This window comes from Polaromonas sp. P4_F4, assembly GCF_056401355.1.
Genome location: NZ_JBFUJO010000014.1, coordinates 1 through 16,352, shown reverse-complemented (window position 1 = coordinate 16,352; position 16,352 = coordinate 1). Strand labels below are relative to the sequence as shown.

Annotated in this window: 16 protein-coding genes and 1 pseudogene; 6 read left to right on the top strand and 11 right to left on the bottom strand. The window is 62.5% G+C overall.

The window, feature by feature from the left end; translation table 11 throughout:
* The first annotated feature begins 5 nt into the window (after positions 1-5).
* Positions 6-965, top strand: coding sequence for a PDR/VanB family oxidoreductase (locus AC1DUR_RS15315; protein WP_477719827.1), 960 nt, complete (start codon positions 6-8; stop codon positions 963-965).
* A 77-nt stretch (positions 966-1,042) separates the two neighbouring features.
* On the opposite strand, the gene AC1DUR_RS15310 is transcribed toward AC1DUR_RS15315, so the two are convergent.
* Entirely contained in the window at positions 1,043-1,372 is a 330-nt protein-coding gene (locus AC1DUR_RS15310; RefSeq protein WP_477719826.1) for a hypothetical protein, read from the bottom strand.
* Positions 1,373-1,450: 78 nt separating this feature from the next.
* Positions 1,451-1,828: a helix-turn-helix domain-containing protein gene (locus AC1DUR_RS15305; protein ID WP_477719825.1), complete on the bottom strand. Its 378-nt coding sequence runs from the start codon at positions 1,826-1,828 to the stop codon at positions 1,451-1,453.
* 137 nt (positions 1,829-1,965) lie between these two features.
* Here AC1DUR_RS15305 and AC1DUR_RS15300 point away from each other — a divergent pair, with 137 nt between their 5' ends.
* Positions 1,966-2,820, top strand: coding sequence for an XRE family transcriptional regulator (locus AC1DUR_RS15300; RefSeq protein ID WP_477719824.1), 855 nt, complete (start codon positions 1,966-1,968; stop codon positions 2,818-2,820).
* A 147-nt stretch (positions 2,821-2,967) separates the two neighbouring features.
* A complete protein-coding gene (locus AC1DUR_RS15295) occupies positions 2,968-4,428 on the top strand; it encodes a sensor histidine kinase (RefSeq protein ID WP_477719823.1) in 1,461 nt (486 codons plus the stop codon).
* Here AC1DUR_RS15295 and AC1DUR_RS15290 read toward each other — a convergent pair.
* The 6 genes from AC1DUR_RS15290 to AC1DUR_RS15265 all read right to left on the bottom strand — a co-directional run bounded on the left by AC1DUR_RS15290 (position 4,376) and on the right by AC1DUR_RS15265 (position 9,663).
* A complete protein-coding gene (locus AC1DUR_RS15290) occupies positions 4,376-4,960 on the bottom strand; it encodes a LuxR C-terminal-related transcriptional regulator (protein ID WP_477719822.1) in 585 nt (194 codons plus the stop codon). The genes AC1DUR_RS15295 and AC1DUR_RS15290 overlap by 53 nt on opposite strands.
* A gap of 240 nt (positions 4,961-5,200) precedes the next feature.
* A complete protein-coding gene (locus AC1DUR_RS15285) occupies positions 5,201-6,550 on the bottom strand; it encodes a tryptophan--tRNA ligase (protein ID WP_477719945.1) in 1,350 nt (449 codons plus the stop codon).
* Positions 6,550-7,218 (bottom strand): site-2 protease family protein, encoded by a 669-nt coding sequence (locus AC1DUR_RS15280; protein ID WP_477719821.1) that lies wholly within the window; start codon positions 7,216-7,218, stop codon positions 6,550-6,552. The genes AC1DUR_RS15285 and AC1DUR_RS15280 overlap by 1 nt, the downstream gene beginning before the upstream one ends.
* Positions 7,219-7,240: 22 nt before the next feature.
* Positions 7,241-7,888: an L-threonylcarbamoyladenylate synthase gene (locus tag AC1DUR_RS15275; RefSeq protein ID WP_477719820.1), complete on the bottom strand. Its 648-nt coding sequence runs from the start codon at positions 7,886-7,888 to the stop codon at positions 7,241-7,243.
* Positions 7,889-7,897: 9 nt separating this feature from the next.
* The gene (locus tag AC1DUR_RS15270; RefSeq protein ID WP_477719819.1) at positions 7,898-8,803 is read right to left on the bottom strand and encodes a DMT family transporter; all 906 of its coding nucleotides are present in this window, start codon (positions 8,801-8,803) and stop codon (positions 7,898-7,900) included.
* On the bottom strand, positions 8,803-9,663 hold the full coding sequence (locus AC1DUR_RS15265; protein WP_477719818.1) for a 3',5'-nucleoside bisphosphate phosphatase: 861 nt from the start codon (positions 9,661-9,663) through the stop codon (positions 8,803-8,805). Before AC1DUR_RS15265 ends, AC1DUR_RS15270 begins: the two co-directional genes overlap by 1 nt.
* A 166-nt stretch (positions 9,664-9,829) precedes the next feature.
* Between AC1DUR_RS15265 and AC1DUR_RS15260 the strand changes: the two genes are divergently transcribed.
* On the top strand, positions 9,830-10,501 hold the full coding sequence (locus AC1DUR_RS15260) for a glutathione S-transferase (RefSeq protein WP_477719817.1): 672 nt from the start codon (positions 9,830-9,832) through the stop codon (positions 10,499-10,501).
* 303 nt (positions 10,502-10,804) lie between these two features.
* Here the strand turns inward: AC1DUR_RS15260 and recJ are convergent, their stop codons facing one another.
* Together recJ and AC1DUR_RS15250 are read right to left on the bottom strand one after the other, a co-directional pair.
* Positions 10,805-12,607, bottom strand: coding sequence for a single-stranded-DNA-specific exonuclease RecJ (recJ, locus tag AC1DUR_RS15255; protein WP_477719816.1), 1,803 nt, complete (start codon positions 12,605-12,607; stop codon positions 10,805-10,807).
* A gap of 76 nt (positions 12,608-12,683) precedes the next feature.
* Positions 12,684-13,730 carry a hypothetical protein gene (locus AC1DUR_RS15250; RefSeq protein WP_477719815.1) on the bottom strand — a complete coding sequence of 349 codons (1,047 nt, stop codon included), beginning with the start codon at positions 13,728-13,730 and terminating at the stop codon, positions 12,684-12,686.
* 174 nt (positions 13,731-13,904) lie between these two features.
* On the opposite strand from AC1DUR_RS15250, the gene AC1DUR_RS15245 reads away from it, so the two are divergent.
* Together AC1DUR_RS15245 and lolD are read left to right on the top strand one after the other, a co-directional pair.
* Positions 13,905-15,161, top strand: a complete 1,257-nt coding sequence (locus tag AC1DUR_RS15245) for a lipoprotein-releasing ABC transporter permease subunit (RefSeq protein ID WP_477719814.1) — start codon at positions 13,905-13,907, stop codon at positions 15,159-15,161.
* Positions 15,162-15,279: 118 nt separating this feature from the next.
* Entirely contained in the window at positions 15,280-15,957 is a 678-nt protein-coding gene (gene lolD / locus AC1DUR_RS15240) for a lipoprotein-releasing ABC transporter ATP-binding protein LolD (protein ID WP_477719813.1), read from the top strand.
* Between the two features lie 160 nt (positions 15,958-16,117).
* Here lolD and AC1DUR_RS15235 read toward each other — a convergent pair.
* Positions 16,118-16,352, bottom strand: a pseudogene (locus AC1DUR_RS15235) (IS4 family transposase); the annotation flags it as partial.

The following is a 16,352-nucleotide window of genomic DNA, read 5'->3' as shown; positions in this document are numbered from 1 at the left end:
AAGTCATGAGTGCCAATGAGATTGCCGTAAAAGTCGCGAGGAAAGTCCGCGAGGCGCAGGACATCAATTCCTATGAATTGGTGTCCGTCAATGGGCAGGCGCTTCCCGCGTTTGAGGCGGGTGCGCATGTGGACGTGCATCTCCCCAATGGCCTCGTGCGGCAATACTCCCTGTGCGGAATGCCGCACCAGAAAGACCGCTATCGCATCGCGGTGCTCAGGGACCCGAAATCCCGTGGAGGGTCCGAGGCGGTCCATGACCTGGTGCACGAAGGCGATACCCTGCGCATCAGTGCGCCGCGCAATCTCTTCAGACTGGCTGCAGGGGAGCAAGCCAGCATTCTGCTGGCAGGCGGTATCGGCGTGACGCCTTTGCTGGCGATGGCGTATCAGCTGCACGCGCTGGGCAACACCTTTGCGCTGCACTATTTCGCGCGCTCCAGGGACCGCGTGGCATTCCTTGCCGAACTCCAGAACAGCGGCTTTGCCGGAAATGTGGTGTTGCACCTGGATGATGAGGCTGTCGCGGGCGCCAGGCCCTTGCGTTCACGTCTCGAAACCCTGCAGCGCGATGCGCATATTTACACCTGCGGCCCTACCGGTTTCCTGCACCACGTTTTGGAAACGGCCTCCGCGCTGGATTGGCCGGGCGGCCAGGTGCACTATGAGACCTTTTCGCCGCCGCAGCCGACAACCGGCGATTCCTTCGAAGTTCGCATTTCGAGCACCGGACAGTCTGTAGTGGTTGCTGCCGATGAGACGGTGGTCAGTGCGGTTGCACGGCTTGGCATAGAGATACCGGTTTCATGCGAGCAAGGTATTTGCGGAACCTGCCTGACACGCGTGGCAGCGGGCGTTCCGGATCACCATGATCAATACCTGACAAGCGAAGAACACGAGAGAAACGATCAATTCACCCCATGCTGCTCGAGAGCCCGATCGAAAGTACTGGTGCTGGATTTGTAGCCTTTTACATTCAATCCTTGAGCAGGCCGTTTTTTAAATGCCTTGGCAACAGGCAGTACCTGAACAGCAGACAGGGTTCAAAAAACTGGAAATAGAGGCGTCGTTTTCGATGGCTTCATTTCCGGGTTGTTCGTCGAGAGCTCATCGGGTGCCTCCTGGTTGACATAGCGGCTCAAAAAACCGGGCAACGTTTCGCAGTCCGAAGTGACGCGATAGCTCAGGCGGGTCGTCTGGTCGCGGCTTTCCACGAAGCCGCCAGCCTCCAGCGCATCCATGGCGTGCTGGACGGTGCACGGTGTGTGGGTCGGCTTCCAGTGATGCGTGAGCATGTCCAGCGTCCACCAGCCGCCGTCCCTGCGCAGCCGCAGCCACAGTGCGCGCACGTCTTGAGTGATGGGGTCACCCATGGTTGACATCCGGTTGTGCCCTGGAGTGCCCGGTGCGGCTGGCGTCATTTGCGATGTTGTTTTGCAGAGCCTCTATCGCTATGACTGGGAATGGGGAATGCCCTCGTTGAGTGGGCCGAAGTTGCCGACAGTCAACTCGTGCGTGATGCAGGGTGTTTGCTTGCGCTGGCGCGGCATGGTCACCGTGATCTTGCGGGTCTGCTGAAAAGCAAGCGCACGGTCAGCGGGATTCAGGTAGCGTGACGGCCACAGGTCTTCCGGCTTTCTATCGAGCGCTTTCGCCACCAATTGCTCAGCCGCCAACCAGGGGCTGGTCAGTACGCGCTGTATATGGCTGTAGCCGTTCTCAATGGCTATTTTTCGAAGGCTGGAGCCGCGCTTGTGCAGAGCAGCAATGACATCGGCGGGGTGCATATCTTCTTGTATTGGTGTCGATTTATTTGTGCTCATGTCCATTATTTTCAGCACAAACAAAATGAAGTCAACAAGTTTTTGCTCAAGGATTTATTTAACGCTGATATTTTTGTGATTTTTTCCTGACATTCGATCAGTTGTGTTTGCTTTTTTGTGTCTATGGACACAGAATAGTGTTCATGAGCACAAAAGAAACAGCGCCGGTGGAGCCCGATGACGCCGAGCCGTATTCCTTCGAGCCAGCGCCGCCGGTCGGCGTTGAGGAGCCGATCGCCTGGTACCTCCATCACGCTGCTGCGGCAGCGGACAAGGCTGGCCTGAAAACAGTGCGGACCGAAGCCAGGACAGCCTTCATGCGCCAGTTTGGCCAGCGCTGCAGGATGGCGCGGGGGGCAAGGGAGATCAATGACGTGGCGGCCACTGTCGGCGTTCACCGCAACACCATCTGGAACATTGAGCGTGGTGACAGCCTGCCGGACGCGTTCGAGCTTGAAGTGCTCGCCAAGGAATACAACACCACACCGGCGCATTTGCTGGGCGATGAGCGGCCAGGCAAGGCCCGGCTCACCGCCATGGTGCCTAACAGCGTGCATGCAGTGCAGGTGGACGCATTTATTTATGTGCCGTTGTTCGACCTCAAATCTTCGGTCGGCAAGGACGCGTTCAAAGACATCGAGTCGGTGGTTGCAATGCGTCCCTTTGATGCCCGCTTCATCAGGTATGACCTGGGCATTGCCCACAACGACATTGCCATGTCCATGGTGGTGGGTGTTTCCATGGAGCCGTGGTTGCACTCAAAAGACGCCGTCCTCACAGACTTGCAGGACCGCGATGCCCTCACCGAAGGCATTCATGTTGTCAGGCTCGACGGCGCCTTGCTCGTGAAAAAACTGCAGAGGCTGCCCAGGAAAATACTGCGTGTGAGCAGCTATAACCAGGCCTATGAGCCGTTTGACATTCAGGGCCATGAGGATCCCGACCGGGATTTTGCGGTGCTTGGCCGGGTGCGTTGGGCCGGGGTGACCTTTAACTGATGGCTGCGGATGGCGCCGGCACATTTCAACGCCGTCAGCTGCGTGCAACACCGTCTATTCGTCTGGTGGCCGCTCGAGCAGTAAAAGACGGCAATAAAAGACGGTAATAAAAGACCGCAGTAAAAGTGCGACGGTAAACTCGCACCCATGAGCCCCACTGCAGTGAACGGCACCGACAGGAGCGTTCAAACCAAGAGCGTTCCGCAGATCCCGCGCGATGCCTGGGTTGAAATGGAGTTGATCCATACCTTCATGCGGTATGCCCGGCCCGCCTTGCATGCGGCATTGGCCGTGGTGGTCGTTATCGTGATGATCCTGCACGGTCACGTGGAGCCCGTCGGCCTCTGGCTCTGGGCGATGGCGATTGTGGCTGTCACCCTGGTACGCTTTCGCGTCATCAGCATCTACCACAGTCAGTTCAAGGGGGTCAGCGGTGCGCCGCTCCAGGCGTTCATGGCGCGCTACGGCTGGATATGGCCGTTGAGCGCCGTGATCTGGGGAAGCTCCATGTTTGTGTTCTTCCTGAAGGCGCCGGTCTACGACCAGTTTATTTGCATGACCGTTCTGATCGGCATGGCCGGTTTCGCCGTGGGAACTTTCTCAGCCTACCTGCGGTACTTTTCAGGCTATGTCAATGGACTGGTGCTTGCGGTGCTGGCTGCCCTGGTCTACCACCTCGTCCTGGAGCGTGGCATTCCTTCCACTTTCAATACCTATGGGATGGTGGCACTGATCCTGATTTACTGGGCCGTGATCCGCATTTCGGGTAAACGGTTTCATGAAGTGCAGCGGTCCAATCTCGTATTGCAATTTGACAATTCGAAACTGATCGCTTCCCTGACCGAAAAAAGCCGGGCGGCGCTGGAGGCGGTAGACATCAAAAACCGGTTTATCGCCAGTGCTGCCCATGACTTGCGCCAACCAGTCCACGCGCTGGGCCTGTATGCCGACTGGCTGGCTGCGGAACCGCAATTCGTCTCGCAGATCGCGCCCAAAATCGTCCGCTCTACCAAGGCCGTCCAGGATTTGTTCAACTCCCTTTTTGATCTTGCCGGGCTGGATTCAGATCCGTCGAAGGTCAACCTGCAGGAGGTTGACTTGACGGGCCTTATCCAGGACCTGGAGGTGCAATATGCCCCCTTGGCCGTGGAGCGTGGCCTGCGGTTGAGGACCCGGACGGTGCCCGGCAAGGTCAGGTCTGACCCGGTGCTGCTCAAGCGGCTGGTGGGCAACCTGCTGTCGAACGCCTTGCGCAACACCCATCAGGGCGGCGTGTTGCTGGCTGTGCGGCAAAGACGCGGTGTGCGCTGCATTGAGATCTGGGACACCGGCGTGGGCATAGCCCAAACCCACCAGCAGGCGATTTTTCAGGAGTTTTACCGGATTCCCCGGCAGGGCACGGAAGATGGCTTCGGCCTGGGGCTGGCCATCGTCTCCCGTCTGAGCTACGTGCTCAACCACCCGGTGGGCATGTCATCCCGGGCCGGCCGGGGAAGTGTGTTCTGGGTAGAGCTGACGAGTCCTGGCGATGACGCCGGAGGCGCGAGCCCGGCGGCTACAGCAGGCCCTGGGTTCGCGCAAGATGACTGGCCTGCGAGCGGCTCTTGACGTTGAGGCGCCGGAACAGGCGCCACAGATGCACTTTGACGGTGTGCTCGCTGATTTGAAGCTCTTCTGCAATATCACGGTTGCTCATGCCCTTGTCGAGCATGACCAGCAGTTGCTTCTGGCGCTTGGACAGCTTTTCGGTGGGAGCGGCGGATGCGGGCTCCAGTTCTTCGTTCAGGAAGATGCGCAAGACATTGGAGATTTCGGTGGCGCCTGCGGATTTTTGAATATAGGCGTCGGCACCGGCTTCGATCGAGAGGTCTTCATAGTCCTGGGCAGGCGCAGCCGAGAGCACCACCAGCGGAACATCCGGAAACTGCCGTTTGAGTTCGCGCACCCCGGACACGCCATTGGTGTCGGGCAGCTTGAGATCCAGGCAGATCAATTCCGGCACGCCATGCTGTTCTACGGCGGGCATGACAGCGGCCAGCCGGTCCAGCTCGGTCACGGTGGCCTTGCTGCTCAAACGGCGTATCAGCATGACAACGGCTTCCCGCATCAGGGGATGGTCGTCTATAACAAAAATGCTCATTAATTCAGGGGTGAAGTATCGATTCGGCAGCTGCTGAGCATAACTGGTGAAAGTCAAATTCAGGGCATGGAAAATCCCGAAGTTTCGGTATATTTTCTCGGGTCTGCTTCAAAAAAACAACAGTTCAAGGAGTCCCTGATTTCTCTCGGGTGATTGCGGTCATGCCCGATACCTGTCATCTGGCGGGGCGGTCAGACGCCACGCCTCCCTGGCAGTCCCGACCCCCGGTGCCGCCGGTCCTCAGTGAACGCCAGCCGCAAAAAACTGCAAAGCCGCAGCCACATCACTGGCTGAAATGCCGGGTGCCGCAGCGACCTTGTCCTGCAGCGCGGCCAGCGCGGCGGGACCTTCTTTCTGCAGGGCTGAAATGGTTTGCGCTGCGTCGCGTGGCGAGTCAAAACCCTGGCTTTGCAGCAGCAGGCGGGCATCGGCGTCCAGCAGCTTGAAATAAAACCGGCCGTCTTTTTCGCGGTATTGCTTGAAGGCCGGGGCCGCGGTTTTGGCCGCCTTGTTTTTGGGCGCGGCCACCGCGCCTGAGCCCAGGCTGCGCAGCCCCACGGCCTGGCGCAGCTCGGCCATGAAAGGTTTTGCCACAGCGCGGGCTTTCTCGGCGCCGGCCAGAAGGACGGCTTCGAGGCGGCCGGCATCGTTGATCAGCGTCTGGTACTGCTCGCGCATGGGCGCCACTTCGCGGTCTATGCGCTCGAAGAGCATCTGTTTGGCATCGCCCCACGCAATGCCGTCGGCATAAGCATGGCGCAGCGCGGCCGTCTCTTCCACGCTGGCGAAAGCCTGGTAAATCTGGAACAGCGCGGAGCCTTCGACTTCCTTGGGCTCGCCCGGCGCGCGCGAGTCGGTCACGATGCCGCTGATGGCCTTGCGCAGCTGCTCGCGCGGCGTGAACAGAGGAATGGTGTTGTCGTAGCTCTTGCTCATCTTGCGCCCGTCCAGGCCGGGCAGCAGCGCCACGGATTCTTCAATCACCGCTTCCGGCAACACCAGGTGCTCGCCATACAGATGGTTGAAGCGCTGCGCCATGTCGCGCGCCATTTCAATGTGCTGGATCTGGTCGCGCCCGACCGGCACCTTGTGCGTCTTGAACATCAGGATATCGGCGCCCATGAGCACCGGGTACATGAACAGGCCGGCCGTGACATCGGCATCCGGATCACTGCCGGCGGCCATGTTCTTGTCGACCGAGGCCTTATAGGCATGGGCGCGGTTCAGCACGCCCTTGCCGGTGACGCAGGTCAGCAGCCACGTGAGTTCGGGAATTTCCGGGATGTCGGACTGGCGGTAAAACGTCACGCGCTCGGGGTCCAGTCCGGCGGCCAGCCAGCTGGCGGCTATTTCCAGCGTGGAGCGCTGGATGCGCGCGGGCTCGTCGCATTTGATCAGTGCGTGGTAGTCGGCAAGAAAGTAAAAACTCTGCACGCCGGGCAGGCGGCTGGCGGCCACCGACGGCCGGATCGAGCCCACGAAGTTGCCCAGGTGGGGCGTACCCGTGGTGGTAATGCCGGTCAGGAAGCGCAGCGGCGAGGCGCTGGGGGTGGAACGCACACTGGCGTCAGTTTGTGGGTTGGTCATCATCATCGCACCAGCATGGCCAGGGGCATCAACACGGTTTCCAGAAAGGTGTAGGTCAGCGCCATTAGCGGGCGCATCCAGAGATTGCTGATCACGCCGGCAATCACCAGCGCCATCACCACAAAAAAGCCCCAGGGCTCGATGCGCGAAACCAGCAACGCCTGTTTGTAGGGCAGCAGACCGACCAGAATGCGGCCACCGTCCAGCGGCGGCAGCGGAAACAGGTTGAAGACAAACATCACCACATTGACCAGCACGCCCGCCTGGCACATCCTGATGAAAAACGGTTCGGTCATGTTGGCGCCGCGCAGCAGATACAGCAAGATGCCCCACAGCAGGGCCTGAAGGAGATTGGCGCCGGGGCCGGCCAACGCCACCCAGACCATGTCGCGCTTGGGGTTGCGCAGTTTGCCGAACTCCACCGGCACCGGTTTGGCGTAGCCGAACAAAAATGCGCCCGATGTGGCCAGGTACAGCACCAGGGGCATCACGATGGTGCCCAGCGGGTCGATGTGCTTGAGCGGGTTGAGTGTGACGCGGCCCTGCGCCCAGGCGGTGTTGTCACCGAAGTGGCGGGCCACGTAGCCGTGCGCCGCCTCATGCACCGTGATGGCAAACAGCACGGGGAGCGCATAAATGGCGATGGTTTGAATGAGGTTGGCGATATCCATCCCCGGATTGTCTCAGACGCGCTTACAGGCCCAGCGCCGCTAGGTCGCCACGGCCCTTGCGGACCACCACCGGTTCGCCGCCCTCGCCCATGGGCGTCAGGTCGATCACGGTGGTGGGCGCCTGGTGGCAGGCGCCCGCGTCGATCACGGCGGCCAGTTCATGCTCCAGCTGGTCGCGGATCTCGCGCGCATCGTTGAGCGGTTCGTGGGGCGGGCTGCCGGGTCCGGGAAGGATCAGCGTGGTGGCCAGCAACGGCGCGCCGTGCAGCTCCAGCAAGGCCTGCAGCGTCTTGTGCCCAGGCACGCGCAGGCCAATGGTTTTGCGGGACGGGTGGCTCAGACGCCGTGGCACTTCCTTGCTGGCCTCCAGGATGAAGGTGTAGGGCCCGGGCGTGGCCGCCTTGAGCAGGCGGAACTGCTTGTTGTCGACCCGCGCATAGTTGGCCAGCTCGCTCAGGTCGCGGCACAGCAGCGTGAGGTGGTGCTTGTCATCCACCCCGCGAATACGGCGCAGGCTGTCGGCCGCGGCCTTGTCGTCCAGATGGCAGACCAGCGCGTAGCTGGAGTCGGTCGGTACGGCTGCGACGCCCCCGCGCGCAAGCAGGTTCACCGCCTGTTTGAGCAGCCGTATTTGGGGATTGTCGGGATGAACTTCGAAAAACTGGGCCATGGCGGTGTTTCAGGATTCAGGGGGGGCAACGGGCACCCGGGTCTCGCGCACAGACAGCCACGCGCCGGCTGCACCGCATACCGCAATCAGCGCTATGCCGAGTATCGACCAGCGATCGGGTACATGTGAAAACGCCAGCCAGCCGCCGATCATGGCAAAGCCGATCTGGGTGTAGAGAAAGGGTGTCAGGGTCGACGCCGGTGCCCGGCCATAGGCCAGGATCATCATGAAATGCCCAACGGTGCCCATGACCCCCATGAGCATCAGGCCGGCCCACAGCGTCCAGGAGTCCAGCCACGTCCAGGCAAACGGCAGCGCCAGCGATGCGATCAGTGTGCCCACCCAGCCGGTATAAAAATGCATGGTGACGGGGTCTTCAGTGCGGGCGAGGCGGCTGGTCAGGATCTGGAACCAGGCGTGGCAGGCCACCAGCGCCAGCGGCAGCAGCATCGTCCAGTCAAAGGTGTCGTCGCCCGGGCGGATGATGATCAGGGTGCCCATGAAGCCGCCGACCACCAGCGCCCAGCGCAGCACCGAGACCCGCTCGCCCAGCGTCAGCGAGGCGAGCAGGGTGATGATGAGCGGCGAGATCATCACGATGGCCGTGAATTCGCCTACTGGCATGTACTTGAGGCTGAAGAACGCCAGCATGCTCGAGGTCAGCAGCAGCACGCCACGCAGGCATTGAAAGCGGGGGTGAGCCGTGCGCAGCAGCGAGCGGCCGCGCGTCGGCAGCACGGCCGCCGTGGTGGCAACCGCCTGGAAGGCATAGCGGAACCACAGGGCCATCAGCACCGGCACACTCGCGCTGATGAATTTGGTGGTGGTGTCCAGCAGGGCAAAGCAGGCCATCGCCGCCACCTGGAGCGCGATGCCGGTCAGAGCGTGGGGAGCGGTTCTTGCGGGGCCGGCCATTACTGGATCCGGTCCGCCAGCAGGTCCCATACCGGGGTGAGTTCACCCGGCAAAAAGGGCAAGGTGCCCAGGTCGGTGTGGCTCTCGTCGGGGCTGTGAAAGTCGCTGCCGCGCGAGGCCGCCAGGCCGAATTCCCTGGCGGTTTCGGCGTATTTCAGGTATTCCTGCGGGGTGTGGCTGCCCGTGACGACTTCAACCCCTTGCCCCCCATGCGTCTTGAATTCGGTGAAGAGCGCGTACTCTTCATTGGGTGTGAACTTGTAGCGGCCCGGATGGGCGATAACCGCCACGCCCTGGGCCTTCGTGATCCAGCCCACAGCGTCACGCAGATTGGCCCAGCGATGGGGCACATAACCGGGTTTGCCTTCGGTGAGGTATTTGCGAAAGACGTCGGCTGTTTCGCGGCACACGCCGGACTCCACCAGAAAGCGGGCAAAGTGCGTGCGCGAAATCAGCTCGGGGTTGCCGACAAACTTCAGGGCCCCTTCGTAAGCCCCTTTGATGCCTACCTTGGCCAGGCCGTCAGACATTTCCATGGCGCGCTGCTCACGCCCGCCCCGCGTGTTGCGCAGACCTTGCTGCAAGTCTGCATCGTCGGCATCAAAACCCAGGCCCACAATGTGCACGGTCTCGCCGGCAAAGGTGACCGATATTTCCGTGCCGGTGAGGTAATACAGCCCCTGCGCACTGGCGGCGGCCGCGGCACGCTGCTGGCCGCCAATCTCGTCATGGTCTGTCAGGGCCCACAACTCCACGCCGTTGGTTTTGGCGCGCTCTGCCAGGGCCTCCGGGGTCAAGGTGCCGTCGGATACGACGGAATGGCAATGCAGATCGGCATTGAGGATGTTTTTGAACGTCACAATCCCATTTTAGGCGCTATGACCTGCGGCTGCAGCGAATACGGCTGACCGGGCGCGGGTGGGGCCCAGTTTTTGCTATTGGAGAGGGAGAGGCCATTGCCTGCCATGGCTGCTCAATTTGACCCTTGCCTTTGATTTGACCTTTGATCTCACCGGGGAATTGCCCATGATCACCCTTCACCACCTGAACAATTCCCGTTCACAGCGCATCGTCTGGCTGCTTGAAGAGCTGGGCCTGGCCTATGACATTCAGCGTTACGAGCGCGATCCCCAAACCATGCTGGCGCCGGCTTCGCTGCGCGCTGTGCACCCGCTGGGCAAGTCGCCCGTCATCACCGACGGCGGCCTGACGCTGGCGGAGTCGGGGGCCATCATCGACTACCTCATCGAGCGTCATGGTGCGGGGCGCCTGGCCCCCGCTGCCGGTACGCCGGCGCGTCTGCGCTACAGCTACTGGCTGCATTACGCCGAGGGCTCGGCCATGCCGCCGCTCTTGCTCAAGCTGGTGTTCGACAGGATTGAGACCGCGCCCATGCCGTTTTTGGTCAAGCCGATCGCCCGGGCGATTGCCGGCAAGGTCAAGGCATCCTTCATCGAGCCGCAGATCAGGCAGCATCTGGATTATCTGGAAGCCTCATTGGGCGAGAGCGGCTGGTTTGCCGGTGACGAATTCAGCGGCGCCGACATTCAGATGAGTTTCCCGCTGGAAGCCGCTGCCGCGCGGGGCGGGTTGAACGCAAGCCGGCCCCGGTTGATGGATTTTCTCCAGCGCATTCATGCCAGGCCGGCTTACCAGCGTGCCCTGGAGCGTGGCGGAGACTATGCCATCATCAGCTAGCCATCGCCAGTTGGCTATCGCAGCTCGCCAGGCTGAGCTCAGCGAAAACCGAAATACGACAGGATGACGCCGATGATCACGACGAGGCCTACGATGTAAATGATGGTGTTCATGATGTCCTTTGGGTGGTTGACGCGCCGATGCAGCGTAGCTATACGCCAATCATTGCCGCCGCCCCTGCGCCGGACTGTAGGCGGCTCCACCCAAGCACCGTCGGACAGGGCCCTCTACACGCAGGCAGACAACCAGCGCGGTGTTGCCGTCTCGCCCGCAAGCCCCCGCGACACACCCTGCAAAACCACGCTAAAGCTCGGCGCCTTCTACCAAAAAGCGCACGCGCTTGACGCCCTGCCACTCATCGGCATCCAGCCTGAACGCGATCGTCACGCGCGCGGGCAGTGCCGTGGTGTGACCGAACCAGATACCGTCCACCGGTTGGCCCTGATGCTTCAGTTTCAGGGCCAGGTGTTTTTCACCCACCAGCCGTTGTGACACCACTTCGACTTCCTCGCTGAAGGTGGGGGCCGCAAACCCCTGTCCCCAGACTTCCCGGTGCAAGGTGTCCACCACATCGGTACGGCGGTACTCGGCCGGCAGCGGACCGTCGGTGTCCAGGCGCCGCGTCAGCGTGGCGGCATCCAGCCACTCGTGGGCGACTTGTTGCAGCGCTTGTTCGAACTGCTCAAAGCGCTCTTCGGCAATGGTGCAGCCGGCCGCCATGGCGTGGCCACCAAAGCGCAACAGCACGCCCGGGTGGCGTTTGGCGACCAGGTCCAGCGCGTCGCGCAGATGAAAGCCGGCAATCGAGCGGCCTGAACCCTTGAGCTCGTGCTCCTTGCCCGGTGCCTGGCTGGCGGCAAAGACAAAGGTCGGGCGGTGCAGTTTGTCCTTGATGCGCGAGGCCACGATGCCGACCACGCCTTCGTGAAACTCGGGGTCAAAAATCGCGATGGCCGGCGGCGGTTCTTCATCCTCATCAATCATGGCGTCAGCCGCCAGCTGGGCCTGCTCGCGCATGCCCGCCTCGATGTCCCGGCGTTCGCGGTTGATGCCGTCCAGCATGCGGGCCAGCTCGCCGGCCCGCGCCGCGTCATCCGTGAGCAGGCATTCAATGCCCAGCGTCATGTCGGCGAGGCGGCCAGCCGCATTGATGCGCGGGCCGAGTGCAAAGCCGAAATCGAAGGTGGTGGCCAGCGCTGCGTGGCGGCCGGCTGCGGTGAACAGGCCTGCCAGGCCGGCCGGCAGCGCGCCCGCACGAATGCGCTTGAGTCCCTGCGCCACCAGGCGGCGGTTGTTGGCGTCCAGCCTGACCACATCGGCCACCGTGCCGAGTGCGACCAGCGGCAGCAGTGTGTCCAGCTTCGGTTGAGGAATGGCCCCCACGCTTGCCACTTCGTGTGCTGTGCTGCCCCCCGAGGGGGCTGTCCCCCCTAGGGGCGGCCCGGCGGCGGGACGGCCGAACACGCCACGCTCGCGCAGTTCGGCGCGCAGCGCCAGCAGCACATAAAACATCACGCCCACACCGGCCATCGATTTGCTTTCAAAGCTGCAATCGGGCTGGTTCGGGTTGACGATCACGTCGGCGGCGGGCAGCACCACCTGGCCGTCATGCAGCGCCGGCAGGTGGTGGTCGGTCACCAGTACCTGCATGCCCAGCGCCTTGGCCCGTGCCACGCCCTCCAGGCTGGCAATGCCGTTGTCCACAGTGACCAGCACATCCGCGCCGGTGGCCTTCACCCGCTCGGCTATCGGCGGCGTGAGGCCGTAGCCGTCAATCACCCGGTCGGGCACCAGGTAGCTCACGTTCTGTGCGCCCAGCAGGCGCAGGCCGCGCAGGGCCACGGCGCAGGCGGTGGCGCCGTCGCAGTCATAGTCGGCCACCACGCAGATTTTCTTCCCGGCGGCCATGGCATCGGCCAGCAACTGCGCGGCTTCGCGGTTGCCGCGCAGCGAGGCCGGCGGCAGCAATTTACCCAGCCCGTCGTCGAGTTCGTCCATCGAGTGAACACCCCGCGCCGCATAGAGCTGAGCCAGCAAGGGGTGAACGCCGCCCTGCTGCAGCGCCCAGACGCTGCGCGGCGGCACGTCGCGTACCTGTATTTTCATGGCGTGATTCTTACTGTCATTCTTGCTGTCATTCCTAGAGCTGCCTGATTGGAACTGCCTGATTAGAGCTGTTTGATCAGAGTTGTTTGAGTACTTCTTCCACCGGTGGGGTGGGGGTTAAAAGGCTTGAAACTCTGGCAAACAGGCCGGGGCGGCTGCTTTCATAGGTTTGGGCGCTGCGCTCACCGCACAAGGTCAGGCGCACGGACTCGCCCATGCGCTGGCGTTTCAGCAGGCCGGCGATTTCACCCGCGTCCAGTGCGGCCCAGGCTTGTGCATAAGCGGCCCAGTCATCATGAAAGGCGGCCTGGGCCAGGCCGCGCGGCACGCTGACCTGCCCATTCACCCCGGGCGCCGGCAAGGACGGCAATGCGCCGGTACCACTGAGCCAGAAGGAGTTGACCGGCAACTGGCGTCGCGTGGCCCGCTCGTCATTCAAAGGGTGCGTGTAAAGCAGCATCTGCATTTCATTTTGCAGGCGGCGCATGATTTTGGCCGCTGCGCTTTTCACATCGTGTGCCTCCTGCGTGCGGTGGCTGGTGCTGCCGGCGTCGGGCAACCACGCATCCACGTTGCGGCCCAGCACCCGGTCCAGCGAGGCCGTGGGCAGGGTGCGAAACAGCTCGCCCTCGGCCAGCCAGCGCTCGGGTGACAGGTAATGCAGCGTAATGCCGTCGGTTTCAAAGTAGGGTTGCATGGCCGCCAGCAGGGCGCGCGATTCGTCTTCGCGCAGGGCCAGCGCGGCCGGGTCGGTCAGCGTGGCGTGTTCGCGCCCCATGGCCCAGTGGCAGGGCGTGATCCAGGCCCAGGCTTTGTTGCCCGCGTCATGCCGCTGCCCGGCTGCATCCCTGGCCGCCCAGGGAATCAGGCCATCCGGCGTGCCGGGCTGAACCAGGCCCAGCGCCCGGCCCAGAGCGCGTTCATGCGGCGGCGACAGCGAATAGGGCTCGCCCGTATCCATGTGTGTCTGTTTCATGCCGCGCAGCAGCTCGCCGAGATGACGCGTGCTGTCGCGTGGCAACGCCTGCATGGCCGGCAGCCATGCCTCCGTGCTGCAGGCTGCAAATGGAATCAGCAGGTGAGGGGGCGGGGAAGCTGGCGGGGATGAGGACGGGGCTGGCATGGGGCTATTGTCCGGGATGCCACAATTGAACCTGGTAACGGTAGCTGGACGCGCCCGTCCTCGGGTGTGCAGCGTGTTCGTTCAACGATATCGGTCGTGAAGGCAAGAAATGTCAATTTACAAATGTTCGTTCAGATCAGTCACAAGCGGTCAGCTGCGGTTGCCAGGTTAAGAATGCAAATCCCCTACGAGTTGATTCTGGGCTGGCGCTACACCCGGGCTGGCCGGGCCACGCGGCGCAACGGCTTTATCTCTTTTATTTCGGGCGTGTCCATGCTGGGCATCGCGCTGGGTGTGGCTGCGCTGATCATCGTGTTGAGCGTGATGAACGGCTTCCAGAAGGAAGTGCGCGACCGCATGCTTGGCGTGATTTCGCACATCGAGGTGTTCGCGCCCAATGGCACTGCCTTGCCCGACCCGCAGAAAACCCTGGCCGAGATCAAGGCCAACCCGCAGGTCGCAGGCGCTGCCACTTTTATTGCCGCGCAGGCCCTGCTCGCGCGCGGCGAAGACATGAAAGGCACGCTGGTGCGCGGCATCGATCCGGCGCTGGAAGGGCAGGTCACCGACCTGGCTGCGCAATTGAAGGACACCGCCTTTCCCAAGCTGGTCAGCGGCGGTTTTGGCGTGGTGCTGGGCGGCGAACTGGCGCGGTCCATGGGGGTGCGCGAAGGCGACACCGTCACCCTGATTGCGCCCAGCGGCCAGGTCACGCCGGCGGGCGTGGTGCCGCGCCTCAAGCAAATGACGGTGGTGGGCACCTTTGATTCAGGCCACTTTGAATACGACTCCGCGCTCGTCATGCTGCACCAGGACGATGCCGCCAGGATTTTCAGGCTGGAGGGCCCTACCGGCATCCGCATCAAGCTGAAAGATTTGCACCAGGCGCGCGAGGTGGCGCTGGAACTGTCCAGAAGCCTGACCGGGGACCTGCTGATTCGCGACTGGACACGGCAGAACAAGACCTGGTTTGCGGCGGTGCAGCTCGAAAAACGCATGATGTTCATCATCCTGACGCTGATCGTGGCGGTGGCGGCCTTCAACCTGGTCAGCACGCTGGTGATGACGGTGACCGACAAGCGCGCCGACATCGCCATCCTGCGCACCCTGGGCGCCAGCCCCCAGAGCATCATGAAGATCTTCATGGTGCAAGGCGCCCTGGTCGGCGTGATCGGCACCTTCTCGGGCCTGCTGCTGGGCCTGGGCATCGCCCTCAATATCGATGTCATCGTGCCGGCGCTGGAGCGGCTGCTCAATGCGAGCTTCCTGCCCCGCGACATCTACCTGATCAGCCGCATGCCCAGCGAGCCGCAGTACGCCGACATCATGCCGATTGCTGTCATCTCGCTGGTGCTGGCATTTCTGGCGACCATTTACCCCAGCTGGCGCGCCAGCCAGGTGAACCCGGCCGAGGCCCTGCGTTATGAATAAAGACAACATGGATTCACTCCGCGAGGCTTCGCTCCCCAAGGCTTCGCTCCCCGGGGCTTCACTCCCTCTCCCCCTGGGAGAGGGCGGGGGTGAGGGCTCCCCGCTCCAAAACAAAGTCGTGCTGAAAGCCCAAGGCCTCACCAAACGCTTCCACGAAGGCCCCATTGACCTGACCGTGCTGCGCGGCGTAGACCTGCAGGTGCACGCCGGCGAAACGTTGGCCATCGTCGGCGCTTCGGGTTCGGGCAAAAGCACCTTGCTGCATTTGATGGGCGGGCTGGATGCGCCCACCGGCGGGCAGGTCGAGCTGATGGGCCAAACCCTGTCAACGCTGTCAGCGGCCGAGCAGGGACGCTTGCGCAACCAGCACCTGGGCTTTGTCTACCAGTTCCACCATCTGCTGCCCGAGTTCAGCGCCCTCGACAACGTCGCCATGCCCTTATGGATCAGGCGCCAAACCCCAGCGGAATCTGCGCAAACCGCTACCAACATGCTGGCAAGCGTGGGCCTGAAGGACCGCATCCATCATCGCCCGTCCGAGCTCTCAGGCGGCGAGCGCCAGCGCGTGGCGATTGCGCGCGCACTGGTCACGCAGCCCGCCTGCGTGCTGGCAGACGAGCCAACCGGCAACCTCGACAGGTCTACGGCCGATGGTGTGTTTGAACTGATGCTGCAACTGGCGCGCGACTTCGGCACCGCGTTTGTACTGGTGACGCATGATGAAACGCTGGCAACGCGGTGCGGCCGGCGCTTTGGGCTGGTGTCGGGGCGGTTGTCGGAGTGGGATCCCAACTAGTACTGACCTGCTGACCGTCAGTCTCTCAGTCTGTCAACCTGCCGCAGGTCGGGTTATGTAGCCGGTGGATCGCGCCGCGCTGGCCTGTTTTTCGGCGCCGTGCCGTCGTAACGGCTGTCCATGCGCCGACGCATGGGAGTTTCCTTAAACGGAATGGCACTTACTTTGGCTCATAGGCATGACCATGCCTCTGGACGTGTCGGCGAGCCTGGTCGCGGGGCACCTTCAACCAGGGGTAGGGTTTGGGCCTTCGTTTTCGCATTCGCGGCTCGATGCGTCCGGGTCGATGGCCGACCCTGCATTGTGCGATCAACGTGAATAGCCGCCCGCAATCCTTCGTGGCCGAGAGGCCTCGCGAGACCCACTCTGTCCACAGTTGCACCGTGTGCTTGTTG

Excerpts from the sequence above, each read along its gene's own strand:
- AC1DUR_RS15315 (WP_477719827.1), top strand. The coding sequence starts at position 6 with ATGAGTGCCAATGAGATTGCCGTAAAAGTCGCGAGGAAAGTCCGCGAG.
- AC1DUR_RS15310 (WP_477719826.1), bottom strand. The coding sequence starts at position 1,372 with ATGGGTGACCCCATCACTCAAGACGTGCGCGCACTGTGGCTGCGGCTG.
- AC1DUR_RS15305 (WP_477719825.1), bottom strand. The coding sequence starts at position 1,828 with ATGGACATGAGCACAAATAAATCGACACCAATACAAGAAGATATGCAC.
- AC1DUR_RS15300 (WP_477719824.1), top strand. The coding sequence starts at position 1,966 with ATGAGCACAAAAGAAACAGCGCCGGTGGAGCCCGATGACGCCGAGCCG.
- AC1DUR_RS15295 (WP_477719823.1), top strand. The coding sequence starts at position 2,968 with ATGAGCCCCACTGCAGTGAACGGCACCGACAGGAGCGTTCAAACCAAG.
- AC1DUR_RS15290 (WP_477719822.1), bottom strand. The coding sequence starts at position 4,960 with ATGAGCATTTTTGTTATAGACGACCATCCCCTGATGCGGGAAGCCGTT.
- AC1DUR_RS15285 (WP_477719945.1), bottom strand. The coding sequence starts at position 6,550 with ATGATGACCAACCCACAAACTGACGCCAGTGTGCGTTCCACCCCCAGC.
- AC1DUR_RS15280 (WP_477719821.1), bottom strand. The coding sequence starts at position 7,218 with ATGGATATCGCCAACCTCATTCAAACCATCGCCATTTATGCGCTCCCC.
- AC1DUR_RS15275 (WP_477719820.1), bottom strand. The coding sequence starts at position 7,888 with ATGGCCCAGTTTTTCGAAGTTCATCCCGACAATCCCCAAATACGGCTG.
- AC1DUR_RS15270 (WP_477719819.1), bottom strand. The coding sequence starts at position 8,803 with ATGGCCGGCCCCGCAAGAACCGCTCCCCACGCTCTGACCGGCATCGCG.
- AC1DUR_RS15260 (WP_477719817.1), top strand. The coding sequence starts at position 9,830 with ATGATCACCCTTCACCACCTGAACAATTCCCGTTCACAGCGCATCGTC.
- recJ (WP_477719816.1), bottom strand. The coding sequence starts at position 12,607 with ATGAAAATACAGGTACGCGACGTGCCGCCGCGCAGCGTCTGGGCGCTG.
- AC1DUR_RS15250 (WP_477719815.1), bottom strand. The coding sequence starts at position 13,730 with ATGCCAGCCCCGTCCTCATCCCCGCCAGCTTCCCCGCCCCCTCACCTG.
- AC1DUR_RS15245 (WP_477719814.1), top strand. The coding sequence starts at position 13,905 with ATGCAAATCCCCTACGAGTTGATTCTGGGCTGGCGCTACACCCGGGCT.